This is a genomic window from Paracoccus sp. ME4 (assembly GCF_046736325.1).
GTDB lineage: Bacteria > Pseudomonadota > Alphaproteobacteria > Rhodobacterales > Rhodobacteraceae > Paracoccus.
This window is the reverse complement of sequence record NZ_CP151276.1, coordinates 2,698,735-2,723,994: the sequence shown is the minus strand read 5'-3', so window position 1 is coordinate 2,723,994 and position 25,260 is coordinate 2,698,735. Positions and strand designations below refer to the sequence as shown.

The 25,260-nt window shown below is 70.5% G+C and carries 23 protein-coding genes and 1 pseudogene; 9 read left to right on the top strand and 15 right to left on the bottom strand.

The genetic code is table 11. The annotated features are described in order from the left end of the window. Window positions 1-37 precede the first annotated feature (37 nt). Window positions 38-1,060, top strand: coding sequence for a ketol-acid reductoisomerase (ilvC, locus tag AACG61_RS13880; protein WP_411837691.1), 1,023 nt, complete (start codon window positions 38-40; stop codon window positions 1,058-1,060). Window positions 1,061-1,385: 325 nt separating this feature from the next. Here the strand turns inward: ilvC and yghU are convergent. After that, a pseudogene (gene yghU / locus AACG61_RS13875) lies at window positions 1,386-2,246 on the bottom strand (glutathione-dependent disulfide-bond oxidoreductase); the annotation flags it as partial. A 97-nt stretch (window positions 2,247-2,343) separates the two neighbouring features. Between yghU and AACG61_RS13870 the strand changes: the two are divergent. Further along, window positions 2,344-3,423 carry a PA0069 family radical SAM protein gene (locus tag AACG61_RS13870; protein ID WP_411837690.1) on the top strand — a complete coding sequence of 360 codons (1,080 nt, stop codon included), beginning with the start codon at window positions 2,344-2,346 and terminating at the stop codon, window positions 3,421-3,423. Here the strand turns inward: AACG61_RS13870 and bmt are convergent. The 4 genes from bmt to rpsF all read right to left on the bottom strand — a co-directional run bounded on the left by bmt (window position 3,420) and on the right by rpsF (window position 5,825). Then, a complete protein-coding gene (gene bmt, locus AACG61_RS13865) occupies window positions 3,420-4,376 on the bottom strand; it encodes a betaine--homocysteine S-methyltransferase (RefSeq protein ID WP_411839531.1) in 957 nt (318 codons plus the stop codon). The genes AACG61_RS13870 and bmt overlap by 4 nt on opposite strands. Window positions 4,377-4,539: 163 nt before the next feature. Beyond that, window positions 4,540-5,121 (bottom strand): 50S ribosomal protein L9, encoded by a 582-nt coding sequence (gene rplI / locus AACG61_RS13860; protein ID WP_411837689.1) that lies wholly within the window; start codon window positions 5,119-5,121, stop codon window positions 4,540-4,542. Window positions 5,122-5,134: 13 nt separating this feature from the next. Next, on the bottom strand, window positions 5,135-5,362 hold the full coding sequence (rpsR, locus tag AACG61_RS13855) for a 30S ribosomal protein S18 (protein WP_042247758.1): 228 nt from the start codon (window positions 5,360-5,362) through the stop codon (window positions 5,135-5,137). Window positions 5,363-5,375: 13 nt separating this feature from the next. Beyond that, window positions 5,376-5,825, bottom strand: a complete 450-nt coding sequence (rpsF, locus tag AACG61_RS13850; protein ID WP_411837688.1) for a 30S ribosomal protein S6 — start codon at window positions 5,823-5,825, stop codon at window positions 5,376-5,378. Window positions 5,826-6,075: 250 nt separating this feature from the next. Between rpsF and AACG61_RS13845 the strand changes: the two genes are divergently transcribed. From AACG61_RS13845 to AACG61_RS13825, 5 genes are all read left to right on the top strand, one after another. After that, window positions 6,076-6,453: a rhodanese-like domain-containing protein gene (locus AACG61_RS13845; RefSeq protein ID WP_411837687.1), complete on the top strand. Its 378-nt coding sequence runs from the start codon at window positions 6,076-6,078 to the stop codon at window positions 6,451-6,453. A 125-nt stretch (window positions 6,454-6,578) separates the two neighbouring features. Next, entirely contained in the window at window positions 6,579-7,538 is a 960-nt protein-coding gene (speB, locus tag AACG61_RS13840; protein ID WP_411837686.1) for an agmatinase, read from the top strand. A gap of 107 nt (window positions 7,539-7,645) precedes the next feature. Then, window positions 7,646-8,701, top strand: a complete 1,056-nt coding sequence (prfA, locus tag AACG61_RS13835; protein ID WP_411837685.1) for a peptide chain release factor 1 — start codon at window positions 7,646-7,648, stop codon at window positions 8,699-8,701. Then, on the top strand, window positions 8,698-9,534 hold the full coding sequence (gene prmC, locus AACG61_RS13830) for a peptide chain release factor N(5)-glutamine methyltransferase (protein WP_411837684.1): 837 nt from the start codon (window positions 8,698-8,700) through the stop codon (window positions 9,532-9,534). Before prfA ends, prmC begins: the two co-directional genes overlap by 4 nt. A 254-nt stretch (window positions 9,535-9,788) precedes the next feature. Beyond that, entirely contained in the window at window positions 9,789-10,574 is a 786-nt protein-coding gene (locus AACG61_RS13825) for a DUF4167 domain-containing protein (RefSeq protein WP_411837683.1), read from the top strand. 61 nt (window positions 10,575-10,635) lie between these two features. Here AACG61_RS13825 and rsmA read toward each other — a convergent pair whose 3' ends face one another. Genes rsmA through lptF form a run of 6 tightly spaced genes read right to left on the bottom strand, consistent with a single transcriptional unit; the run spans window position 10,636 to window position 18,447 of the window. Further along, on the bottom strand, window positions 10,636-11,481 hold the full coding sequence (gene rsmA / locus AACG61_RS13820; protein ID WP_411837682.1) for a 16S rRNA (adenine(1518)-N(6)/adenine(1519)-N(6))-dimethyltransferase RsmA: 846 nt from the start codon (window positions 11,479-11,481) through the stop codon (window positions 10,636-10,638). Next, entirely contained in the window at window positions 11,478-12,548 is a 1,071-nt protein-coding gene (gene pdxA, locus AACG61_RS13815; RefSeq protein WP_411839530.1) for a 4-hydroxythreonine-4-phosphate dehydrogenase PdxA, read from the bottom strand. Before pdxA ends, rsmA begins: the two co-directional genes overlap by 4 nt. Continuing rightward, on the bottom strand, window positions 12,545-13,825 hold the full coding sequence (locus AACG61_RS13810; RefSeq protein WP_411837681.1) for a peptidylprolyl isomerase: 1,281 nt from the start codon (window positions 13,823-13,825) through the stop codon (window positions 12,545-12,547). Before AACG61_RS13810 ends, pdxA begins: the two co-directional genes overlap by 4 nt. A 19-nt stretch (window positions 13,826-13,844) precedes the next feature. Beyond that, complete coding sequence (locus AACG61_RS13805; protein ID WP_411837680.1) at window positions 13,845-16,223, bottom strand: LPS-assembly protein LptD; 2,379 nt, start codon at window positions 16,221-16,223, stop codon at window positions 13,845-13,847. Then, on the bottom strand, window positions 16,220-17,329 hold the full coding sequence (gene lptG / locus AACG61_RS13800) for an LPS export ABC transporter permease LptG (protein WP_411837679.1): 1,110 nt from the start codon (window positions 17,327-17,329) through the stop codon (window positions 16,220-16,222). Before lptG ends, AACG61_RS13805 begins: the two co-directional genes overlap by 4 nt. Then, a complete protein-coding gene (gene lptF / locus AACG61_RS13795) occupies window positions 17,326-18,447 on the bottom strand; it encodes an LPS export ABC transporter permease LptF (RefSeq protein WP_411837678.1) in 1,122 nt (373 codons plus the stop codon). The genes lptG and lptF overlap by 4 nt, the downstream gene beginning before the upstream one ends. Window positions 18,448-18,554: 107 nt before the next feature. On the opposite strand from lptF, the gene AACG61_RS13790 reads away from it, so the two are divergent. Together AACG61_RS13790 and AACG61_RS13785 are read left to right on the top strand one after the other, a co-directional pair. Continuing rightward, window positions 18,555-20,138: a leucyl aminopeptidase gene (locus tag AACG61_RS13790; RefSeq protein ID WP_411837677.1), complete on the top strand. Its 1,584-nt coding sequence runs from the start codon at window positions 18,555-18,557 to the stop codon at window positions 20,136-20,138. Between the two features lie 30 nt (window positions 20,139-20,168). Continuing rightward, on the top strand, window positions 20,169-20,618 hold the full coding sequence (locus AACG61_RS13785) for a DNA polymerase III subunit chi (protein ID WP_411837676.1): 450 nt from the start codon (window positions 20,169-20,171) through the stop codon (window positions 20,616-20,618). Between the two features lie 79 nt (window positions 20,619-20,697). Here the strand turns inward: AACG61_RS13785 and urtE are convergent, their stop codons facing one another. Genes urtE through urtB form a run of 4 tightly spaced genes read right to left on the bottom strand, consistent with a single transcriptional unit; the run spans window position 20,698 to window position 25,244 of the window. Then, window positions 20,698-21,405 carry an urea ABC transporter ATP-binding subunit UrtE gene (gene urtE, locus AACG61_RS13780; protein WP_411837675.1) on the bottom strand — a complete coding sequence of 236 codons (708 nt, stop codon included), beginning with the start codon at window positions 21,403-21,405 and terminating at the stop codon, window positions 20,698-20,700. Window positions 21,406-21,408: 3 nt separating this feature from the next. Further along, complete coding sequence (urtD, locus tag AACG61_RS13775) at window positions 21,409-22,149, bottom strand: urea ABC transporter ATP-binding protein UrtD (RefSeq protein ID WP_411837674.1); 741 nt, start codon at window positions 22,147-22,149, stop codon at window positions 21,409-21,411. Next, window positions 22,146-23,321: an urea ABC transporter permease subunit UrtC gene (gene urtC / locus AACG61_RS13770; RefSeq protein ID WP_411837673.1), complete on the bottom strand. Its 1,176-nt coding sequence runs from the start codon at window positions 23,319-23,321 to the stop codon at window positions 22,146-22,148. The genes urtD and urtC overlap by 4 nt, the downstream gene beginning before the upstream one ends. Window positions 23,322-23,324: 3 nt before the next feature. Beyond that, window positions 23,325-25,244 (bottom strand): urea ABC transporter permease subunit UrtB, encoded by a 1,920-nt coding sequence (urtB, locus tag AACG61_RS13765; protein WP_411837672.1) that lies wholly within the window; start codon window positions 25,242-25,244, stop codon window positions 23,325-23,327. Between the last annotated feature and the right edge of the window lie 16 nt (window positions 25,245-25,260).

Sequence of the window (25,260 nt, the reverse complement as noted above, 5' to 3'; positions counted from 1 at the left end):
CGCTAGAAAAGATGCAGCAGATAGGAAGGATACCCCCATGCGCGTTTACTATGACCGCGATTGCGACGTGAACCTGATCAAGGACAAAAAGGTCGCGATCCTGGGCTATGGCAGCCAGGGCCATGCCCATGCGCTGAACCTCCGCGACAGCGGCGCCAAGAACCTGGTCGTCGCCCTGCGCGAGGGCAGCCCGTCGGCCAAGAAGGCCGAGGCCGAGGGCCTCAAGGTCATGGGCATCGCCGAAGCCGCTGCCTGGTGCGACGTGATCATGTTCACGATGCCGGACGAGCTGCAGGCCGAGACCTACAAGAAATACGTCCATGACAACCTGCGCGACGGCGCGGCGATCGCCTTCGCCCACGGCCTGAACGTGCATTTCGGCCTGATCCAGCCCAAGCCCGGCGTCGACGTCATCATGATGGCGCCCAAGGGCCCCGGCCACACGGTGCGCGGCGAATACACCAAGGGTGGCGGCGTGCCCTGCCTGGTCGCGGTGCATCAAGATGCCTCGGGCAAGGCGATGGATATCGGCCTGTCCTATTGCTCGGCCATCGGCGGCGGCCGCTCGGGCATCATCGAGACCAACTTCCGCGAGGAATGCGAGACGGACCTGTTCGGTGAGCAGGCGGTCCTCTGCGGCGGCCTGGTCGAGCTGATCCGCTGCGGCTTCGAGACGCTGGTCGAGGCGGGCTATGCCCCCGAGATGGCCTATTTCGAATGCCTGCACGAGGTGAAGCTGATCGTCGACCTGATCTACGAGGGCGGCATTGCCAACATGGACTACTCGATCTCGAACACGGCGGAATACGGCCAGTATGTCACCGGCCCGCGCATCCTGCCCTACGAGGAGACCAAGGCCCGCATGAAGGCCGTGCTGACCGACATCCAGCAGGGCAAGTTCGTCCGCGACTTCATGCTGGAGAACGCCGTCGGCCAGCCGACGCTCAAGGCCTCGCGCCGCGCCAATGACGAGCATCAGATCGAACAGGTCGGCGCCAAGCTGCGCGAGATGATGCCCTGGATCTCCAAGGGCAAGATGGTCGACCGCGCGCGCAACTGAAGCCAACTGCACGAATGGAAAGAAGCCCGGCGTTAGCCGGGCTTTTTGCTTATTCGTTGAGTGGATAGAGGAGCAGGGAACGCATGGCCAAATTGTCCATCGCTTCGCCGCGCTTGTGTCCATCCACAATGTACTGGAGACGAGCAGCGAAGTCGAAATTGGTTTTGCTACCGATTTCCCCGTCTTGCGACCAATACGCCTTGGTCTGAGCGAATGTTTCACTTTTTCCTTTGAGGAAGGAGTGATGCAATTGAGCGTAGAGGCTCTCACTCATTCCTTGGTCTTCCAGATACTCAACCATTGCAATGACATCTTTCCGTCGAAGGCCTTTTCGCTTGTCCTGCGTGCGAGTCTCGAAGTCCGACGCATCATGGCGCTCATGCAGCTGCTTTGACGGATCGCCCGACACGTTGTTCACCATGACCCCGCGCTGCACGGCCGGACGCGCCGCGATCCCGGCCTGCCAGCGGTGCAGGTTGCGATAGCTCTCCGCGTCCAGGAAGGTCGTCGCATCGCCATAGGCGCCGCCGGTGATCAGCCGCCCGTACCAGGGCCAGATCGCCATGTCAGCGATGGTATAGTCGTCGCCAGCGATGAAGCGCGACTCGGCCAGGCGCTTGTCCAGCAGGTCCAGCTGTCGCTTGACCTCCATGGTGAAGCGATCGATCGCATATTCGATCTTGGTGGGTGCATAGGCGTAGAAATGCCCGAAGCCGCCGCCCAGATAGGGGCCCGCGCCCATCTGCCAGAAGAGCCAGTTCAGCGTCTCGGTCCGCGCGGCCGGGTCCTTGGGCAGGAAGGCGCCGTGTTTCTCGGCCAGGTACAGCAGGATCGACCCCGATTCGAAGACCCGCTGCGGCGGCGTCATGGAATGGTCCATCAGCGCGGGGATCTTGCTGTTGGGGTTCGCGGCGACGAAGCCGCTGCCAAACTGGTCGCCATCGCCGATCTTGATCAGCCAGGCGTCGTATTCGGCATCGTGTCCCGCCTCCAGCAGCTCCTCCAGCAGGATCGTGACCTTCTGCCCGTTGGGCGTTGCCAGCGAGTAAAGCTGCAGGGGGTGCTTGCCCACGGGCAGGTCGCGGTCGAATTGCGCGCCGGCGGTGGGCTTGTTGATGCTGGCGAACTGGCCGCCATTCGCCTTGCCGGGGGTCCAGACCTTGGGCGGGGTATAGTCGTCGCTCATGACGTCTCCTGTCGATGTCTGGGGTCAAGATGTGGGCGGGGGCGGGGGACATCAACCGCGCGCTTGCGATGTTCCGTTTATGTTCTATAATCGCTCCATGTTGCCGCCCCGTGATCCTGATCAGCGCCTGAAGGCCCGTGGGGCCGACACCCGCCCCGCCGGGCGGTTCGAGCGCGAGAGCCGCATCCGGGAATCCGACGATTGGGACATCCCCGAGGATGAGGCCCTGCTGCGGACCGAGGTCACGACCGAACGTCCGCGCAGCATCATCACGCGCAACAGCTCTCCAGACATCAGCTTCGACCGCTCGATCAACCCCTATCGGGGCTGCGAGCATGGCTGCATCTACTGCTATGCCCGGCCCAGCCATGCCTATCTCGGCCTGTCGCCGGGGCTGGATTTCGAGACGCGGATCACCGCCAAGCCCGATGCCGCGGCGTTGCTGGCGCGCGAACTGGCCCGGCCCAGCTATCGCCCCGCGCCCATCGCGCTTGGCACCAACACCGACCCATATCAGCCGGTCGAGGCGCGGCTGGCGATCATGCCGGGTATCCTGCGGGTGCTGCGCGACTGGAACCATCCGGTGACGCTGGTGACGCGCGGTAGGACGGTGCTGCGCGATCTGGACCTCTGGGCCGAGATGGCGGCGCGCGATCAGGCGGCGGTGGGGGTCAGCGTGACCACGCTGGACGCGGATCTGGCCCGCGCGCTGGAGCCGCGTGCGCCCGCGCCCGCCACCCGGCTGCGGATGATCCGCGACCTGTCGCGGGCGGGCGTGCCGGTCCGGGTGATGGTCGCCCCGGTCATCCCCGTTCTGACCGAGCCCGAGATCGAGGCTATCCTGACCGCCGCGCGCGAGGCGGGCGCCACCACCGCCACGATGATCCCCTTGCGCCTGCCGCATGAGGTGGCGCCGCTGTTTCGCGACTGGCTGGAGCGGCACCGTCCCGGCATGGCCGCGCATGTGATGAACCGGGTGCAGGACATGCGCGGTGGGCGCGACAACGACCCGCGCTTCGGGCACCGCTTTCGCGGAGAGGGGCTGCATGCCCAGCTGGCGCAGCAGCGGTTCCGGCTGGCGCGGCGCAGGCTGGGCTATCGCGAGGGCGGTCCGCCCTTGGACTGCAGCCGCTTCGGCCCGCCGCCCCGCGCCGGGGATCAGCTGTCGCTGTTCTAGTGCCGCGCGCTGGCAAAGCCGCCCAGCTTGGCGGTGATCTGGTCCAGTGAGGGGCGCAGCCCCTGCGGGCGGCTCTCCAGCGCCTCGCGCATGGCGCGCAGATGCGCGGGCATGGTCCCGCAGCAGCCGCCGATCACCCGCACCCCCATGTCGCGGGCCAAGCAGGCGTAATCGGCCATCAGCTCGGGCGTGCCGTCGTAATGGATGTCGCCATGCAGCAGATGCGGCACCCCGGCATTGCCCTTGGCGATGATCGGGCGTTCGTTGCCCGACGCGACGAAGCCCGCGACCGTGCGCAGCAGGTCGGAGGCACCGATGCCGCAATTCGCGCCATATGCGACGGGCGGATGGGGCAGGGCCTCCACCGCGGCCGCCAGCTGCGCGGGCGTCACGCCCATGATGGTGCGCCCGGCGGTATCGAAGCTGAGGCAGCCGCACCACGCCATGCCGACGCGGCGCGCGGCCTCGGAGGCGGCGCGCAGTTCCTCCAGCGAGGCTAGCGTCTCGACCCAGAGGATGTCTGCGCCGCCCTCGCGCAGGGCCTCGGCCTGTTCGTGGAACATCTCGACCGCGCGGGCATGGGTCAGGCTGCCCATCGGTGCCATGAACTCTCCGATCGGCCCGATCGAACCGGCCACGATCACGTCGCGCCCGGCGGTGTCCGCGACCTGGCGGGCGATCTGGGCGGCGCGACGGTTCATCGAGCCCACCTGGTCGGACAGGCCCGCCACGCGCAGGCGGCTGGCATTGGCGCCGAAGCTGTTGGTCAGGAACAGGTCCGACCCCGCCTCGACCGCGCCGCGATAGAGACGGGCGACATCCTCGGGGCGGGTCAGGTTCCACAGCTCGGCCGGCTCCTGGCCCAGACCCATGTTCATCAGCGCGGTGCCGGTGGCGCCGTCGGCCAGGACATGGGGCCGCGTGGACAGCATGCGGCTGAGCGGGTCGGTCATGGTCGCCGTCCTTCTTTGCGGGTCGATGGCGACCGCCCAGAGATCGCCCAAGATCTGATCCATGCTAATCCGTCGAAGCTGTGGTGACAATTTCGCGGACAACGAACGAAAAACCGCGCCGGTTTCCCGGCGCGGCGATTTGTCTTAACTTTTAACGAACCGATCAGTTCCGGTCGTCGTCGCCGTCATTGGCGGCGCCGATATCGTCGAACAGCTCGGCGATCTCGAACTCGGCCTCGGCATCGGCTTCGGCGGCCAGGTCCTGGATGGACTTGCCCTGCGCCTGCAGCTCGGCCTCTTCGGCGGAACGCGCGACGTTCATGGTGATCGTCGCCTCGACCTCGGGGTGCAGCACGACGGAGACGTCATGCAGGCCCAGCTCCTTGATCGGCTCGCGCAGGACGACCGACTTGCGGTCGACGGTGAAGCCGGCCTCGGTCGCCGCATCGGCCGCGTCACGCGTGGTGACCGAACCGTAGAGCGCGCCCGAATCGGAGGCGGAACGGATGACCACGAAGGTCTGGCCGTCCAGCTTCTCGGCGATCTTCTGGGCTTCGGCCTTCGACTCCGCGTTGCGGGTCTCCAGCTGCGCCTTCTGACCTTCGAAAGCCTTGATGTTGGCTTCCGACGCACGCATCGCCTTGCCCTGGGGCAGGAGATAGTTGCGTGCGAAGCCTTGCTTGACGTTCACGACGTCGCCCATCTGGCCCAGCTTGGCCACACGTTCCAGCAGGATGACTTGCATCGTTCAGGTCTCCTTACTTCACGACATAGGGCAGCAGGGCCAGGAAGCGGGCGCGCTTGATGGCACGGGCCAGCTCGCGCTGCTTCTTGGCCGAGACGGCGGTGATGCGCGAGGGCACGATCTTGCCGCGTTCGCTGATGTAGCGCTGCAGCAGGCGGGTATCCTTGTAGTCGATCGCAGGTGCGTTATCCCCCGAGAACGGGCAGACCTTGCGGCGACGGAAGAAGGGTTTGTTGGCCATTCGTCAGATCCTCTCAGTTCCGCTCGCGGCGTTCGCCGCGGTCGCCGCCACGATCACCACGGTCGCCGCGATCGCGGTCGCCACGGTCGGGACGGTCGCCCCGCGGACGGTCGCCACGGTCACCGCGCTCGCCACGCTCTTCGCGCTTCTGCATCTGGACCGAGGGGCCTTCCTGATGCTCGTCCACGCGGATGGTCATCACGCGCATCACGTCGTCATGCAGGCGGGCCAGGCGTTCCATCTCCAGCACCGCGGCCGAGGGGGCGTCGGTGCGCAGGAAGGCGTAATGGCCCTTGCGGTTCTTGTTGATCTTGTAGGCCAGGGTGCGCACACCCCAGTATTCGTGCTCGACGACCTTGCCGCCGTTATCGGCGAGAACGGTTGAGAAGTGTTCGATCAGCCCTTCGGCCTGCGTGTTCGACAGGTCCTGGCGGGCGATCAGCACATGCTCGTACAGAGGCATGGCGATCCTTTCGGTGTCTGTGCGCATTTCATCGACGGGTCGTCCCTTCCGCACCCGTCACGAGAGGCTGCGCCGTTACAGAGGAAGCATGGCGGAAGGATGGGGTCTTCTAGCAGCGATCGGCGCGATTGCAAGGCGATTCGCCGTGCGGGCGCCGGGCCCGGGAACCGCATCGCGGCCCGCGCCGTTGCCCGTGACGCGCGTCCGACGGCCGCGCCCATCCCCACCCCTGGCACCGGGAGCGCCGCCGATGAGAACCGAAGAGACCGGGCACGGAACCCTGGAGACCTGGACCCCCGACGAGGTCGCCCGCGCCCTGGCCGCCGACGAGATCGCGATGATCGACGTGCGCAGCCCGGCCGAGTTCATCCAGGAGCATATCGAGGGCGCGCTGCTGGCGCCCATGGCCTATATCGTGCCCGAACGCCTGCCCCTGGGCGGGGAGAAGCCGGTGGTCCTCTATTGCGGCGGCTCCAAGCGGTCCGAGGCGGTGGGCAGGCAGATCCTCGAGGCGGGGGTCGTGGACCGTATCGCCCATCTGGAGGGCGGGTTCGGCGCGTGGAAGGCGGCGAGAAAGCCCTATCGCGGCACGGACATGACCACGGGCGCGCCGGTGCTGGTGCGCTGATGGCCCTTGCGGTCGCGCGAGGGCGCGGCCACTCTGCGCCCCGCGACGCACCCCCCCGCGACGCACCCCCCGCGACGCACCCCCCGCGACGCACCCCCCGCGACGCTCAGCAAGGACAGGATGCGATGGCGCTGGAAGATGCCAAGACCCAGGTCGATCAGGCCTTCACCCGCGACGGCCTGCGCGGGCTGTCCTTCGAGAACGCCTTCGGCGGTGCGACCAGCTTCCTGCGCCGCCGCTATACCAAGGACCTGACCGGGGTCGATGTGGCGGTGACGGGCATCCCCTTCGACCAGGCGGTGACGCATCGGCCGGGCAGCCGCTTCGGGCCGCGGGCGATCCGCGAGGCATCGACCCTGCAGGCCTTCGATGCGCCCTATGGCTGGGGCTATGATCCGCTGTCGGTGATGGATGTCGTGGATTACGGCGACATGGCGTTCGACTATGCGATGGTGCGCGACGTGCCGGGCCGGATCGAGGCGCATCTGGGCACCATCCTGGATGCGGGCGCGGCGCCCGTGACCTTCGGGGGCGATCACTTCATCACGCTGCCGATCCTGCGCGCGGTGGCGGCGCGGCGCGGGCCGGTCGCGCTGATCCAGTTCGACGCGCATTCCGACACCTGGGTCGATGACGACGCGGAGCGGATCGACCACGGCACCTTCCTCTACAAAGCGATCCGCGAGGGGTTGGTTGATCCGGCGGCCAGCGTGTCGGTGGGCATCCGCACCGACAATCCGGACACGATGGGGGTGACGATCCTGGACGCGCCCTCGGTCCATCGGGACGGGGTCGAGGCGACGCTGGCGCGGATGCGCGCGGTGGTGGGGGACCGGCCCTGCTATTTGACCTTCGACATCGACGCGCTGGACCCGGCCTTCGCGCCAGGCACGGGCACGCCGGTCTGGGGGGGCTTGGCCAGCTGGCAGGCGGCGGCGCTGATGCGCGGGCTTGCGGGGACCCGTCTGATCGGCGGCGACGTGGTCGAGGTCTCTCCGCCCTATGACACGACCGGGGCCACGGCCATCGCGGGGGCCCATGTCGGCATGGAGCTGATCGCACTCTTGGGCTGGGGTCGGCGATGAATGGCGTCCCGCGCCGCGCCGGGGGGCTGCGCGCCCCCCGGACCCCCCCGGCGTCGCGCCTGCATCGGCGGCTTGTCGCCACGCGGGCCGGGGGGTAAGGCGCAGCCATGTTGCCCGAAGACCGCCTTGCCCAGATCGTCCAGCGTTTCGAGTTTCTCGAGGCGCAGCTGAACGACGGCGCCGCCCCCGACCAGATCGCCCGCATCAGCCGCGAATATGCGGAGCTGAAGCCCGTCGTGGCCCAGATCGACCGCTGGCGCGCCGGCCGCGCCGGGCTGGAGGAGGCCCGCGCCCTGCTGTCGGACCCCGAGTTGCGCGACCTGGCCCAAGACGAGCTGCGCCGCCTGGAGGCGGAGCTGCCCGCGTTGGAGCGGGATCTGCGCATCGCGCTGCTGCCGCGCGACGCGGCGGACGCGCAGCCCGCGATCCTGGAGATCCGGCCCGGCACGGGGGGCGACGAGGCGGCGCTGTTCGCGGGCGACCTGCTGGAGATGTATCGCCGCCATGCGGAGGGGCAGGGCTGGCAGTTCCAGATGCTGGAGCTGACCCGGACCGAGCTGGGCGGCGTCAAGGAGGCCATCGCCCGGATCGAGGGCGAGGGAGTCTTTGCCCGGATGAAGTACGAATCCGGCGTCCACCGCGTCCAGCGCGTGCCCACCACCGAATCGGGCGGGCGCATCCATACCAGCGCGGCCACCGTCGCCGTCCTGCCCGAAGCCGCCGAGGACGTCGCCATCGACATCCCCGCCGCCGACATCCGCATCGACACGATGCGCGCATCCGGCGCGGGCGGCCAGCACGTCAACACCACCGATTCGGCGGTGCGCATCACCCACCTGCCCACCGGCATCGTCGTCACCAGCAGCGAGAAGTCCCAGCACCAGAACCGCGCCAACGCGATGGCGGTGCTGCGCGCGCGTCTGTACGACATGCAGCGCGCGGCGGCCGATGCCGAACGCGCCGCCGACCGGCGCGCGCAGGTGGGCAGCGGCGACCGCAGCGAACGCATCCGCACCTACAACTTTCCACAGGGCCGCATGACCGATCACCGCATCAACCTGACGCTCTATGCGCTGGACCGCATCATGGCGGGTGACCTGACCGAGACCATCGACGCGTTGACGGCGCATGACCAGGCCGCGCGCCTGGCCGAGGCCCTGTGAGGCTGTCGCGCGCCCAGGCCGAGGGCGCGGCGCTGCTGCGTGCGGCCGGCATCGCGGGGGCGGCGCGCGACGCGGACCGCATCCTGGCGGCGGTGCTGGAGATCGAGCCGGGACAGCTGCGCGTGACCGACGACCGCGACCTGACGCCCGACCAGGCGGCGACCTTTCATCGCGGCATCGCCGCGCGCGCCCTGCGCCAGCCGGTCGCGCAGATCGTGGGGTTCCGCGACTTCTGGGCGCATCGGTTCCGGGTGACGCCCGACACGCTGGACCCGCGCCCCGAGACCGAGGCGCTGGTCGAGGCCGCGCTGGCCCGGCCGTGGCGGCGGGTGCTGGACCTCGGGACCGGGACGGGGGCGATCCTGATCTCGCTTCTGGCGGCGCGGGCGGGGACGCAAGGGGTCGGCACCGACATCTCGGAGGCGGCGCTGGCGGTGGCGCGGCACAATGCGCGCCGCATCGGGGTCGATGCCCGGTTCCGCCGCGCCGACTGGTTCGCGGGGGTCGAGGGACAGTTCGACCTGATCGTGTCGAACCCGCCCTATATCGCGGCGGTGGAGATGCCGCTTCTGGACCCCGACGTGCGCGATTGGGAGCCGCATCAGGCCCTGACCGACGGCGGCGACGGCTTGGGTGCCTATCGCGAGATCGCGGCGGGCGCAGGCGACCACCTGACCGCCCAGGGCGCCGTGCTGGTCGAGATCGGGCCAAGCCAGGGCCAGGCGGTCGCGGGCCTTTTCGCGGCCCGGGGCGCGCGGGTCAGGGTGCTGCCCGACCTGGACGGGCGCGACCGGGTGGTGCTGGCGGAATTCGGCGGCGATCCGGCGGTTTGACGCCCATTGGCGCGGGTTTTCCGCAGTTTTCCCTTGTCTTGGGGCGCGGGGCATGGTTAGTCGACGGCGTGCGACGGGCCTTGGGCCGGCGCATGGGTCAGCCCGAAACCGCCGATACCGAAGGGACGCAGCGACGCGTCGCGGATGGGACAGGTCCGGGCTGAACGGAGAGGTCACCGCCCCCGTAGCCATCCCGCATCACCGTCCAGTTCATTCTGGCACCCCGACGCCCGGAAACCTTGCAGACAAGACTGATGAGATCATCAAAATCCCGCTCGCGTAGCAAATCGAACCGCCAGCGTACGCTGGGGAACATCACCAATCGCGTCTTCGACAGCTCGGGGCCCGAGGGCAAGGTGCGCGGCACCCCCCAGCAGATCATCGAGAAATACCTGACGCTGGCCCGCGACGCCCAGCTGTCCCATGACCGCGTGGCGGAACAGAGCTTCCTGCAGCATGCCGAGCACTACACCCGCATGCTGGGCGAGGCGAACCGCGAGATGGCCGAGCGCCAGGGCCAGCAGGGCCAAGGTCGCGACGACGACCATCAGGGCGGTCACGGCTATCACCAGACCGGCAATGGCAACGGCAACGGCGGTCACCGCGACCAGCGTGACGGCCAGAACCGTGACTTCCAGAACCGTGATGGGCAGAACCGCGATGGCCAGCGTGACCATCAGCGCGATCAGGGCCGCGATCAGCAGCGTGACCAGAGCCGCGAGAATCAGGGGCGCGACAACGCGCCGCGTGACGGCGGCCTCCGCGAGGCGCGGCCGGTGCTGCAGGACGAGCAGCCGACCCTGCCCGACGTGATCTCGGCCCGCGACGAGGACGGTGCAGCCCCCGTCCACACCCCCGAGACCGACGCCCAACCCGCGGAAAGCGCGCCCGAAGCCGCGCCGAAGACCGTGCGCAGCCGCACGCCCCGCAGCCGCGCCCCGCGCCCGGCGGCCCCCGTCGAGGGTGGCGAAGCCGCGGCTCCGGTGCGCAGCCGCCGCAAGCCTGTCCCCGCCGCCCCGCGCGAGGACGAGGCGGAGTGAGCCTGTGCTGATCTGACTCGGAGAGGGCGCGCCTGCGGGTGCGCCCTTTTTCGTTCGGGGGTCAGCCCTGCCGCGCGGCCTTGAGCAGGCGGGCCAGCGCGCAGAAGCGTTCCAGGCCGATCTCCTCGGCGCGGGCGGTGGGGGGGATGCCCGCCTCCTCCAGCAGGGCCTCGATCTGCGGATGCAGGGATTTCAGGCTGGCGCGCAGCATCTTGCGGCGCTGGTTGAAGCCCGCCGCCGTCACCTGCGACAGGACCGCCGCATCGGCGGGAAAGCGCGGCTCGGGCAGGGCGGTCAGGTGGACGACCGCCGAATGGACCTTGGGCGCGGGCACGAAGGCCTCGGGCGGCAGGGACATCACGATCTGCGCATCCGCGCGCCACTGCGCCAGAAGCGCCAGCCGGCCATAGGCCTTCGATCCGGGGCGGGCCACGATGCGTTCGGCCACCTCGCGCTGGAACATCAGCGTCAGCGATTGCCAGAAGGGCGGCCAGTCCTTGGGCGTCAGCCAGCGGATCAGCAGTTCGGTGCCCACGTTGTAGGGCAGGTTCGCGGCGATGCGGATGGGCGGCGTCAGATGCGCCAGCGGGTCGATCTCCAGCGCGTCGCCGTTGATGACGGTCAGGCGGCCCGGATAGGCCTCGGCGATCTGGGCCAGCGCGGGCAGGGCGCGGGGGTCCTTTTCGATGGCCAGAACATGGCGCGCGCCGCAGGCCAGAAGGCCGCGGGTCAGCCCGCCGGGGCCGGGGCCGACCTCCAGCACGTCGCAGCCGGTCAGCTCGCCCGCCTGTCGCGCGATCTTGTGCGTCAGGTTCAGGTCCAGGAGGAAGTTCTGGCCCAGCTGCTTTTTCGCGCGCAGGTCATGGGTGGCGATCACCTCGCGCAGGGGGGGGAGGTCGTCGATCATGGTGCCTTGCCGGATGCTGGGGGCATTCTGCCCGTCGCCGGTCGGGCCTCGGACCGATGGCGCCCGTCCGGCGACCCCCTGAGGATATTGTCGTGAAGAAGAAGGGCGCGGGCGGCGGCCATGTCGGTGGCGAGGCGCAGGGCGGCGATGGTGGAGGAGGGATCGGCCAGGCCCTTGCCCGCGATGTCGAAGGCGGTGCCGTGATCGGGCGAGGTGCGGATGAAGGGCAGGCCGAGCGTCACGTTCACGCCGCCGTCGAAATCCAGCGTCTTGATGGGGATCAGGCCCTGATCGTGATAGCAGGCGATGGCCGCGTCATAGCGGGCGCGGGCCGGGGCGTGGAACATCGTGTCGGCGGGGTGGGGGCCGGTGACGTGCAGGCACTCGGCGCGCAGCCGGGCGATCAAGGGGGCGATCAGGTCGCGGTCCTGGGTGCCCATCATCCCGCCCTCGCCCGCATGGGGGTTCAGGCCAGCCACCGCGATGCGGGGGGCGGAGAGGCCGAAGTCGCGGATCAGCGCGGCATGGGTCAGGCGGATCGCCTGTTCCAGCGCCTGCTCGGTCAGGGCCGCGGGCACCTCCGCCAGCGGGATGTGGATCGTCGCGGGCACCACGCGGCAGGGCGGCGTGACCGTGGTCGAGGCCAGCATCATCGCCACCGGCACGTCGCCCGCCAGATGCGCCAGGAACTCGGTATGGCCCGGAAAGGCGAAGCCCGCACCGCGGATCAGGGCTTCCTTGCTGATCGGGGCGGTGCAGATCGCCGCGACTTGGCCCGTCATCGCGAGATCGACCGCGCGGGCGATGACCGCGATGACGTCCGCGGCATGGGCGGGGTCGGGGCGGCCGGGCGTGGCGGGACCGGCGAAGTCATGGCGCAGGACCGGCAGGTGGCCGGGGGGCACGGTGTCGCCCGGGGCCGCGACCGGGGTCCAGGCGGTGCCTTGGGGCAGGTGGCGCGGATCGCCCATCCAGACGATGTCGGCGCCCGCGGCCAGGGCCAAGGGCGCCAGTTCGGGACCGACGCCCGCCGGTTCGCCGCAGGTCAGCAGGACGCGCGCCATCAGGGGCGCCGGATGATCGCGTCGGCGCGCAGATCGGCCAGAAGCCCTTCGGCCGCGGTGTTGATGCGCGTGTTGAACAGCTGGTCGCGGACCTGATCGCGCGAGGGGATGCCGGGGGTCGCGGATTGCGGGATCGCGGCCTCGACCCCGTCATCGGGCAGGGCGGTGGTGGCGACCTGGGCCTGGGCGGCCAGCGCCGGCTGGCGCGAGCACAGCACGACCACGTCGGCCGCAGCCCCGGCAGGGACCACGCCCGCCTCTCCGGCGTCCAGCGAGGCCAGGCGCGCCGCGATCAGCTGCGGGATCGCGCCCTGCGACAGGGTCTGGCGCTGCACGGCGGCGGAGGCCTCGCCGGCCTGCACGAAGAGGTCGTCGCAGCCCTGCACGACCGAGGCCAGCCGCGCCGCCTCGGTGGTCGAGGCGACCCGCAGGGTCAGGTATTCCAGCAGCTGTTCGCGGGCGCCGGGGCGCAGCGTGCCTTGGGCGTCGCGCAGGTGGAACAGCACCACCGCGCCCTCGACCGGCAGGGGGGGCGTGGTCTGGCCGGGCTGAAGCCCGGCGATGATCGGGCGCAGGCTGGGCGGCAGGTCGTCCAGGGCCAGCATCTCCAGCCGCCCGCCGGCCTCGGCCGAAGGGGTGGCCGAATATTGCCGCGCGGCCTCGGCGAACTGCGCCTCGGTCGGGCGCGAGCCCGAGATGCGTTCGGCCAGCTGCAGGGCCTGCGCCTCCTGGCCCGGAGGGGCGGGGATGATCAGCTCGGACAGAAGGACGCGGTCGATGATCGGGGTCTCGATCACGCGTTGCAGCGCCTGGTCGATCTCGGCATCGGTGATCTCGATGCGGCTCAGCAGGCGGGCGCGCACGACCTCGCGCCAGACGGTGCCGGCCTCGACGAAGTCGCGGAACACGCCCTCCTCGATGCCCGCGCGTTCCAGCTGGGCGATGAAGGAGGCGGCGTCCAGCCCGGCGCGGCCCGCGAATTCCTCGAGACCCTCCTGCAGGCCCTCCGGGGTGATCTCGACGCCGATCTGGCGGGCGGCCTGCACGCGCAGCCGGTCGTCGATCAGCGCCTGTTCGGCGGCGGCGGCGCTGGCATCGGGGGCGCCGATGACCTGCAGGAACCGCATCCGCTGATCGACCTCATAGGCGGTCACGGCGCTGTCGTTCACATAGACGACGGGCGCGAACAGGTTCTGCGCCGCCACTGGCGCCGCGGCCCCGGTGGCGATGACCGCCGCCAGGGCGATACCCGAAAGGAAATGCCGCATCTTTGCCCTCATCTGGTCCTTGGTGCGCAACTTAGCGCATGCAGTTCCGGCGCGCCACCGTGCCGGGGCCGTTCTCTTGCGCGCCGAACCCGCCGAGACGCACCGACAGGTCGAAGCTGGTCTCGGCCCGCAGCAGGTCGCTGCTGGAGAAGCGCCGCGAGATGCCCGTCTCCAGCGTGATGCACTCGTTGCGATAGGCCACGCGCAATGCCGCACGCTGCGCCCGGTCGGCCGAGAAGTCATAGCGCGTCTCGGCCTCGCCCCACCAGCCGGGGGCGATCTGCCAGCCGACATTGGCGGCCAGCTCGGAGGCATCGACGGCGCGGCCCTCGTCCTCGTCGCGGTCGATCCAGATGTAGCCCGCCGACAGGTTCAGGTCCGGCCGCAGCCAGCCCACCCGCAGCTCGTTGCGCGAAATCCGCGCGGCATCGTCGAACAGCGCGCGGTTGGCGATGGCCAGGCCCGTGCCGCTGTCGTAATGCGCCGCCAGCAGCCAGTCCGACGACCGGCCGCCCAGGGGGGTGTCGTCGTCCAGGTTGTCCGCGTCGCGCGCCCGCAGGATGCGCCCGCCGGTGACGCCCAGGCTCCAGCCGGTCGGGTCGATCCGCGTCCAGGTCGCGCCCACATTGGCGCGCAGCCCGGTCTCGCGCGCGTCCCAGCCCGGAAAGCGGTTGTCGGAGAACAGGTTGCCCTCGTCGAACTCGATCAGGCGGCTGTCCTCGTTCGGGATGTCGTCGTCGCGCCCGTTGGGCGAGTAGAGGATCTGGACCACCGGCTCGACCACATGGGTGGCGCCGCCCGAACCGCCCGCCAGGGGCCAGCGCAGCTCGACCCCCACCTGCGGATCGACGCGCGTCACCACGTCGTCGAAGCGGTCGTCCTGCGCGATGCGGTAGAGATCCGCGTCCAGCCCGGCCAGCGCCGCCGCCACCACGCCCCCCGGCAGGATCCGGCTACGCCGCCAGTCCACCCCGACCGAGGCCCGCGCCACGTCGCGCCCCACGATGTCGTCGTCCGAGGGGCGCCGGTGCGCATGGGCCGACCATTCCAAGAGCGCCTCGCCGCCGATCAGGCGCGGCGTCACGCGGCGCATCCAGATCGCGTCGGCCACCTGCGTGGGCGAGGTCGCGTTGTCCTCGTCCTCGCGCAGCGATTCGTAATTGCCGACCCGGCCCCAGAACAGCTTGTCGCGGCGCACCCGTTCCAGGCTGACGCCGCTCCAAAGCCGGTCGGCATCGGTGATGCCGTAATCCAGCAGATAGGCGCGGTCGCTGGCCTGCTGAACCTGAAGCGCCAGGCGATAGTCGCGCGGCAGCAGGAACTGCGCCGCCCCGAAGACATAGCCGCGGGTCTCGCCCTCGCGCAGGTCGTCGCGGCTGATCGCGCCGTTCCATTCGGTCGCGCCCGTGGCGAAGGCCTGGCGATAGCGTAGCTCCAGCGTGCGGGTGCGGCTTCTGCTGACATAGGGGGTCAGGGTCAGGTCGGCGCTGTCGCCCAGGGTCTGGAAATAGGGCAGCTTGACCCCGAAGCCCAGGCCCGAGGTCGTGCGCACCTCGGGCCGCAGAAAGCCCGAGCGGCGGTCAACGGTCGGGTCGGGCGCGGTCACGCTGAAGGGCGCATAGGCCAGCGGCACGCCCAGGGCGCGCAGCTGCGGGCGGTCGAAGGTGATCAGCCGCGTCTCGGCATCGTGGACGATGCTCTGGGCGCGGATCTCCCACAGGGGGGTGGGGTCGCCGGCGCAGATCTGGCAGCTGGAGGCCACGACATTGTCCAGCTGGCTGATGCGCCCGTCCTGGCTGCGTTCCAGCCGGGTGGCGGCCAGCTGCAGCTCGCGCGCGAGGACCAGCCTTGCGCCCAGCACGATGCCGTCCTGCAATTCGCGGTCCAGCTGGGCGCTGTCGGCGATCAGGATGGCGTCGGTCTCGGGGTCGGTGCTGCCGGGGCGGGACAGGTGGATCGGCCCCTCGATCGTCAGATCGCCGGTCTCTCCGTCCACGACGATGCGCTCGGCGACCAGCCGCGCACCTTGATGCCAGACGACCACGCCGCCCGCCGCGATCAGGGTCCGGTCCTGCTGCAGCAGGACCTGGTCGGCCAGGACCGTGGCCGGTCCCGTGCCGGTGCCGGGCGTGGCGGCCCCGGGCAGGGTCACGCGGGCATCGGGGGCGGCGGTGGCCGGGTCCTGCGGGGTGGGCGTGCGGTCGCCCACCGGGTTGCTGCCCAGCACGTCCGATTCGGGCGCCAGCGCCGTCACCCCGCCGTCGAACGGGGCGCCGGGCATGCCGGTCAGGGGCGTGACGCCCATCGCGCCGTCGCCGTCGAAGATGGACTGCGCGGCCAGGGGACCGGACAGCGCGATCAGCGCCACCCCGGCCCGCAGCATCAGGCGGGTGTTCCAGCGCACGCTCATCCGTCCTCCCGTCTCAGGATCAGCCCCAGGGCCAGCATCGCGCCGACCAGGGGCGGGGTCCAGGCCGCCATGACCGGCGGGATCTGCCCGTTATCGCCCAGAACCTGCGCCAGATTGCGCAGAAAGAACAGCGCGATCCCCGCGCCGAAGGCCATCAGCACCGCCGCCCCGGTATTGCGGCCACGCACATGCTGCATGGTGAAGGCCGCGGCGATCAGCACCATCGCGCCCATCAGGAAGGGCCGGGCCAGCTCCATCTGGAACCAGACCTTGTGGCGCGCGGCGGAAAAACCCGCCCGTTCCAGCCCGGCGATGAACTGCGGCAGCTGCCAGACCGGCACCGATTCGGGGCGTCCGAAGCCCTCGCGGATGCGCTGCGCCGTCAGGTCCGAGGCCAGCGTCATCGCCGCGCTGCGCGTCACCGCGGCCTGCGGGTTGGGCCGGTCCAGGGGAAAGTCGCTGACCTCGCGCAGGTCCCAGGCCCCGGGCGTCAGCCGCGCCTCGCGCGCCTCGATGCGGCGGACGGGACCGGCCTCGGCGTCGAAGACCAGAAAGCTGGCGTCATAGAGGGTCACCGCGTCCGGGCTGGCGCGGCGGGCGCGGATCACCACCTGGCCCGCCTCCTCCCCGTTCACGCGCAGGGTCTGGCGCAGCCAGACTGCGCTGTCGCCCAGGCTGACGGTCTGGCTGCCCGCGCGGTCGATCTCGGCCACCGCGTCGTCGTAGAGCGAGCCGGTCGCGGCCACCAGCGGGTTCAGGAGCCCCACGGCCAAGGCGCCCAGCAGCACCGCCGTGGCCACCGGCGCGCGCACCACCCGAAGCCCCGAACGGCCCGAGGCGCGGATCGCCACCATCTCGGAACTGCGGGCAAGGCCGAGGAACAGCGTGATCCCGGCCAGCACCGTCATCAGCGGCAGGATGGAATAGAAGCTGCCGGCGATGTTCAGCCCCGCCAGCCGCGCGGCCCCCGCAAGCCCGATGCCGCGCCCCGAGAAGCGGCGGATGATCTCGATCATGTCGATCAGGAACAGGATCAGCAGGAACACCCCCGCGACCAGCAGGAAGGCGCGCAGAAAGCGCCGCGCCACATATTGCGCCAGGATCATCGCGCACCCCCCTTGGGTCCGCGCGGTCGCGCGGCCAGCCACAAAAGCCCCGCGCAGAGCGCGGCGCCCAGCAGCGCGGGCAGATACAGCAGCGGCCACAGGTCCGCGTCCCGGCCCACCTGGTTGGCGGCGGCATTGGACAGGAACTGCACCCCGATCAGCCCCAGCACCGCCCAGCCCACCTGCCGCCAGACCCCGAAGCGCGAGAACCCCCCGATCATCAGCGTGGCAAAGCCCAGCATCGCGGCGACCGGCGACAGCAGGGGCTGGGCCAGCCGCTCATGCGCCTCGCGCCGCGCGTCGCCCGCACTGGCGCCGGTGGCCTTCAGCAGGGCTGGCGGCGCGGCCAGCAGGGTGGGCGTGCCATAGTCGCGCAGGTCGCGCCCCCGGTCGCCCTCGCCCGCGAACATGCCCGCCATGTCATAGCTGAACTCCGCGAATCGCGTGACCTCCAGGCTGGGGGTGCCGTCGCCGGGACGCAGGGTCTGGGACAGGCCTTCCAGCAGGACCAGCACCGGCCCGGCCTCGGCCCGCACCACCAGCGCCTCCTGCGCGGTATAGGTGACCTGGGCCGCGGGGTCGCGCGCATCCTCGATGAACAGGTCCAGCAGGCGGCCGTCGCCCGCCACGTCGCGGATGAACAGCGTCACCCCGCGCACCGGATACTGGAAGCTGCCGGGGCGCAGGAACTGCGCGGTCACGTTCTCGGCAATCTCGGCGCTGCGGTCGGACAGGCGGGCGCGGGCCATGGGCACCAGCCCGTGGACCAGTACCGCGACCATCACCCCCACGAAGACGCCGAAGACCAGCACCGGCCGCGCCAGCCGCCACGGCCCCAGCCCGGCCGACTGCATCGCCACCAGCTCGGATTCGCCGGCCAGCCGGTTCGTGCCATAGGCCGTCGCCGCGAAGGCCGCCACGGGCAGCACGACCGAGATGACCAGCGGCAGCGTTAGCGCGGTGAACTCCAGTACCACCAGCGCGGTCTGGCCGTCATTCAGCAGGTCGTCGAACAGGCTGACCGCGCGGTTGATCCAGTAGACGGACACCAGCACCAGGGCAAAGAACCCGAACAGCGTCAGCAGCTGCCCCAGGATGTATCGGTCGATGCGCGGCATGGCGGATCCTCGGCGTGACGTCCCGTCCTGCTTAGCCGCAAGGGCGGCTCTGGAAAAGGGCCGGAGCGGGGGCTAGGGTCACGGGCATCCGAACGGAAGGAAGACCGATGACCCAGCCCGTCGAAATCAGTTTCACCGAAACCGCCCCCGAGGCGCTGGCCGGCCATGAGGGCCGCGTCGCGCTGGTGCTGACCGGCCCGGACAAGCTGCCCGGCCGCCTGCCGCGCCCCGCGCGCGAGGCCGCCGCCCGCGCGCTGGCCTCCAAGGCCGGCAAGGCGCTGAAGCCGGGGCAGGTGCTGGAGCTGGCCTTTCCTGCCGGCATGGCCGCCGAGGCGCTGGTCCTGGTGATGCTGCCCGCGACCGCCACCCAGGCCGAGGCGCGCCGCGCCGGGGCCGCCCTCGGCGCCAAACTGGGCCGGGGTCACACGCTGATCCTGGCGGGCAACCACAAGCGCGCGGGCGATCTGACCTTCGGGCTGGCGCTGCGCGGCTATGACTTCTCGGTCTACAAGACCAAGCCCGCGCCCGCCCCGGTCAGCCCCGCCGCGGGCGACGGGATGGTCCCCGAGGCCGAGGGCGCCGCGGGCAACGCGGTTCTGGACGACGCCCAGGCCGCCGACGCGCCCGAGGCCGCGGACGCGCCCGTCGGCGACAAGGCCCGCGTGACCGTGATGGTCAAGGACCCCGAGGCGCTGGCCAAGGCCGCCCAGGACGCCGCTGCGGTGGCCGAGGGCGTGTTCTTCACCCGCGATCTGGTGAACGAGCCCGCCAACGTGCTGACCACCAGCGACTTCGCCGACCGCCTGCTGGCCATGCAGGAGATCGGCCTGGAGGTCGAGGTCCTGGACGAGGATCAGCTGGCCGCCCTGGGCATGCGCGCCCTGCTGGCCGTGGGTCAGGGCAGCGAATCGCCCTCCAAGGTCGTGGTGATGCGCTGGAACGGCGGCGGCGACGAGGCGCCGCTGGCGCTGGTCGGCAAGGGCGTCGTCTTCGACACCGGCGGCATCTCGATCAAGCCCGGCGCGGGCATGGAGGAGATGACCATGGACATGGGCGGCGCGGGCGTCGTCGCGGGCACCATGCGCGCCCTGGCGCTGCGCCGCGCCAAGGCCAATGTCGTGGGTCTGGTGGGCCTGGTTGAGAACATGCCCGACGGGCGCGCCTATCGTCCCGGCGACATCCTGAAGTCGATGAAAGGCGACACGATCGAGGTCGTGAACACCGATGCCGAAGGCCGCCTCGTGCTGGCCGACGTGCTCTGGTACGCGCAAGAGACCTATCAGCCCCGCGCCATCGTCGATCTGGCGACGCTGACCGGCGCGGTGATCATCGCTTTGGGCCACGACAATGCGGGCGTGTTCTCCAATGACGACGCGCTGGCGGGCCAGATCCTCTCGGCCGCGCAGGCCGAAGGCGAGGGGGCCTGGCGCCTGCCTCTGGGCAAGGCCTATGACAGCCTGATCGACTGCCGCCTGGCCGACATGAAGAACACCGGCGGGCGCGCGGCGGGCTCGATCACCGCGGCGCAGTTCCTGCAGCGCTTCATCCGCGAGGGGCAGGCTTGGGCGCATATCGACATCGCGGGCGTGGCCCTGCCGCCGGGCGGCACCGATCTGGCGCCGAAGGGCGCGTCGGGCTGGGGGGTCATGACCCTCGACCGGATGATCCGCGACGGCTACGAGGGCGCGTGACCCGCGCCCAACCGGGGGCGGGGTGGTGATATGGGCAAGGCGCTGTTCTATCACCTGACCCGCTCCCCGGCCGAGGCGCTGCTACCGGTGCTGCTGACCAAGGCGCTGGCCGCCGGCTGGCGGGTCGAGCTGCGCGCCGCCGAGCTCGCCCGGCTGGAGATGCTGGACCAGCAGCTCTGGCAGGGCGATGGCTTCCTGCCGCACGGCCTGGCGGGCGGGCCGCATGACGCGCGCCAGCCGGTGCTGCTGACCCTGCCGGACCAGGCGGCCGCCAACGGCCCGGCCTGCCTCATGGCGCTGGACGGTGTGGCGGTCGCCCCCGATCATGTCGCGGGGCTGGAGCGCTGCTGCATCCTCTTCGACGGCGGCGACGGGGCCGCCATGGCCCGCGCGCGCGACCAGTGGCGCGAACTGACCGGCGCCGGGGTCGAGGCCGAATACTGGTCCGAAGAATCCGGCCGGTGGGAGCGCAAGCGCTGACCCGCGCCCGGTCCGCGCAGGCTCGGCCGGGGGGTCCGGGGGGCAGGCAGCCCCCCGGCCTCCGCCCGCGGCAACGACCTCAGGCCACGGCGTGTCCCGCCAGCCGCGCATGCAGGTCGGCGCGCGCCAGATCGCGCTTGGCCCCCTGCAGCACCGCCCGCCCGCGCTCCATCACCAGGAAGCGGTCGCCCAGATCCCAGGCAAAATCGAAATACTGTTCGACCAGCACGATGGCCATGTCGCCCCGGTCGCGCAGCCCCGCGATGACCCGGCCGATCTGGGCGATGATGTTGGGCTGGATGCCCTCGGTCGGCTCGTCCAGCAGCAGGAGGCGCGGCCGGGTGATCAGCGCCCGCGCGATGGCCAGCTGCTGCTGCTGGCCGCCCGACAGATCGCCGCCGCGCCTGTGCGCCATCTCGGCCAGGACCGGAAAGCTCTCGAAGATCGCCTCGGGGATGCGCCGCTCGGACCGGGGCAGGCAGGCGAACCCCGTCTCCAGGTTCTCGCGCACCGTCAGCATCGGAAAGATCGCCCGGCCCTGCGGCACATAGCCCAAGCCCATCCGCGCCAGCCGCTGCGCCGACAGCCGGCCCAGGGGCTTGCCGTCAAGGCTGATCTCGCCGCCCGTGCGGGGATGCCGCCCGGCCAGCAGGTTCATCAGGCTGGTCTTGCCCACGCCGTTGTTGCCCATCACGCAGGTGACCTCTCCGGCCCGCGCCTCCAGGTCGATCCCGTGCAGGATCCGGCTGCCGCCATAATGCAGGGTCAGGCCCTTGGCCTCCAGCATGTCCTATCTCCCCAGATAGACGTCGATGACGTCGGGATTGCGGGTGACGTGGTCCAGCGAGCCCTCGGCCAGGACCGACCCCTGATGCAGCACGGTCACCCTGCAGTTCAGGCGGCGCACGAAATCCATGTCATGTTCGACCACCACCACCGCGCGGCTTTCCGCCAGGCGGCAGAGCAGCGTCGTGGTCTGCTCGCGCTCGGCCAGGGTCATGCCCGCCGCGGGTTCGTCCACCAGCAGCAGTCGCGGGTCCGAGGCCAGCAGCATCCCGATCTCCAGCCATTGCTTCTGGCCGTGGCTCAGATCGCCCGCGCGCCGCTCCAGCGCCTCGGAGAGGCCGACCTCGGCGGCCAGTTCCGCCACCCGCGCCTTCGAGGCCGCCGTGGGCCGCCAGCGCAGCACCGCGAAGGGCCCGCGCGCGGCCCGCAGCGCCATGGTCAGGTTGGCCGCGACCGACTGGTCCTCGAAGACGGTGGGGCGCTGGAACTTGCGGCCGATCCCGGCGCGGGCGATCTGCGCCTCGGAGAGCTTCAGCAGCGAGCGCGACTCCTCGCCCCACAGGACCTCGCCCGTGTCGGGGCGGGTCTTGCCGGTCACGATGTCCATGAAGGTGGTCTTGCCCGCGCCGTTCGGCCCGATCACGGCGCGCAGCTCGACCGCGTTGATGGCGAAGGACAGGTCGTTGATGGCGCGGAACCCGTCGAAGGTCTTGCTGATGCCGCGGACTTCCAGAAGCGCGCTCATGCCCGGTCCCCCTTGCGGGGCATGAGGTCGACCAGACCCGCGATGCCCTTGGGCGCGTAAAGCGTGACCAGCACGAAGGACAGCCCAAGCGCCACCTGCCACCAGTCGACCCAGTTGACCACGTATCCCGGCAGGTGGATCGACGGCGCCCGCCCGCCGGTGAACCAGCTGGACAGCAGCGACACGACCACCGCCCCCACGACCGCGCCGTAAAGCCGCCCGCGCCCGCCGATCGCCACCCAGACCGCCAGATAGATCGAGGCGATGGGCATCATCTCGGCCGGGTTGATGATCCCGGCCTGGGGATAGTACAGCGCGCCCGCGATGGCGGTGATCATCGCGGCCAGGGTGAAGACGACCAGCTTGAAGCCCTCGACCGGATAGCCCAGGAAGCGCACCCGCGTCTCGTCGTCGCGAATGGCGCGGACCACGCTGCCGAACTTGCCGCCGACCAGCCAGGCCGCCAGCGCGTAGAACAGCGCCAGCGCCGCGGCCGAGGCCCAGAGGAACCAGACCGACAGCCTCGCCTGATCGACATGATCCAGGCCGGGCAGGTTCTGCAGGCCCGACAGCCCGTTATTGCCCCGGAACCCGCTGTCGTTCTGGAACAGCCACAGCGCCAGGGCCAGCGTCATGGCCTGGGTCAGGATCGACAGATAGACGCCGTTGACGCGGGACCGGAAGGCCAGCCAGCCGAAGACCAGCGCCAGAAGCCCCGGCACCGCCACGACCAGGATCAGCTGCGCGGTCAGCGAATGGGCAAAACTCCAGGCCAGCGGCAGTTCGGATGCGCCCACCACACCGAAGATCTGGTTGGTGACCGCGTCCTGCAATTCCTGGGCGGTGGCGGGGATCGGCCCCTGGGCCAGCTGGGCCGCGACGATGCCCTCGGTCCGGGCATACATCAGCCATTGCCCGATCATGTAGCCGCCAAGCGCGAAGAACGCCATCTGCCCCAGGGACAGGATGCCCAGGTATCCCCAGACCAGGTCCATGGCGACGGCGGCCAGCGCCAGGCACAGGGTCTTGCCCAGCACCTTGACCATCGACGTGGGCACCGCCCCCGAGCCGTAGGCCTGACTGAGCAGCGTGACCGCGAGGGTGAAGACCGCCAGTCCGGCCAGGACGACCGGCACCGAGGGATTCCTCAGGATGAAGGGGGTTCGGGTCATGTCTTACGCCTCGGCCGCGCGACCGCGCTGCGGGATGATCCCGCGCGGCCGGAACTGGATGAAGATGATGATGAACAGGATCATGAAGGTCTGGGCGGCCAGGGTGTTGGCGGGGTTCATGAACTCGATCACCTTGGACAGTCCGCCGATCAGGGTGGCCCCCGCCAGCGTGCCCCAGATGTTGCCCACGCCGCCCACGACCACGGTCATGAAGCTTTGGACGATGTATTGCTGGCCGATTTCCGATGTCACCTGCGCGAAGAGGCCGATCGCCACGCCCGCGATCCCCGCGATGCCGGACCCCAGACCAAAGGTCATCATGGCGATGCGGTCGGGGTTGATGCCCATGGATGCCGCCATGCCGGGGTTTTGCGTCACCGCGCGGACCTCAAGCCCTAGGCGCGTGCGCTTCATGATGAACAGGAACAGCCCCAGGAACAGCAGCGCCAGCACGAAGATCGCCACCCGGATCGCGCTGATGCCGATGACGTCGTTCACGGTGATCGACCCCTCCAGCCAGGCGGGCGCGGTCAGGGGACGGGCCTGGGTGCCGAAGATGTTCTTGGCCAGCTGCTGCAACGCGATGGACACGCCGAAGGTCGCCAGCAGCGTCTCCAGCGGGCGGTTGGCCAGGTGCCGGATCACCAGACGGTACAGAACCACCCCCGCCAGCGCGGTCACCGCGAAGGCCAGCGGCAGCGCCACCACCAGCGACAGCGTGCGGTCCGCGATGACGGTCTGGACGGTGTAGGCGGTATAGGCGCCCATCATGATGAATTCGCCATGCGCCATGTTGATGACCCGCATGACGCCGAAGGTGACGGCCAGCCCGATGGCCGCCAGGAAATAGATCGAGGCCAGCGACAGCGCGTCCAGCCCCAGGTCGATCCCGGTCATCGCGCCAAGGCGCACCTGCGCGCGGATCTGGGCGGCCTTGGCCGCGTCCGTCACGGCGGGGTCGGGTTCGGCATAGACCTCGAAGAAGCGGCTGGCATCCAGGGCGGCCTGGATCTCGGTTTCCGTCGCGGCGGGGGGGACGACGCCCGCCGCCTCCAGCGCCTGATAGGCACGGTCGCGGGCGGCCTGGTCGGACAGCTGGTCCACCGGCACGCCCGCCACCGCCCCGTCGGTGATGTTGGCGGCCAGCGCCGCGCGCTGATCGGCACCCGACAGGGGCGGCTGCAGCAGGTCCTGCTGGACCAGCTGGGCCAGGGCCGCCTCGCGCGACAGGCCCGCGTCGCCGGGGGTCAGTTCGCGCGCGACATTGGCGCCGGGCGGCGTGTCGGGGGCCACCACCGCGCGGGTCACCAGAAGCGGGTTCAGCGCGGCGCGGAAATCCAGGCCGACGTCGCCCGCCATCTCCTCGATCGCGGCGACGCGGGCGGTGCTGTCGGGGTCGTGCTGGATGGTCAGCAGGCGTTCCAGCCGCGCCTTGCGCGCCGCCAGCACGGGATCGGGATCGTCCAGCGCCGCGCGCAGCAGGGGCAGCTGGTCGGGCGCGGCACCACGTTCCAGCGACTGCAGCGCGGCCGCGCGCCGCGCGGGGTCTGGGTCGCTCAGCGCGCCCGCGGCCAGCGCCGCCTCGATCACGCCGCGCACGCCGGAATTGGGGCGCAGCATCCGCGGGTCGGCCCCCGCGACCGCATCGCCGGTCACAGCGTCCGTGGCCGCGTCGTCGTCCATGATCAGCAGCCTGCCGTTTTCGGTCAGGCCCAGGCTGCGGTCGGCCCAGGCCTGCAGCATCGCCAGCCCGTCGGGGCCGGTCGCCGCGATCTCCTCGACCAGCGGCCCGACCGTCTGGCGCGAGGGGCGTTCGATCTGGTCCAGGTTCGCGTCGATGACGGCCTGCAGGGCCGGGTTGGCCTGTGCCGACCACGGCAGGATCAGCGCGAGCGCGCAGGCAAGAAGACGATGGCGGATCACGGGGGCTTCCTTCGCA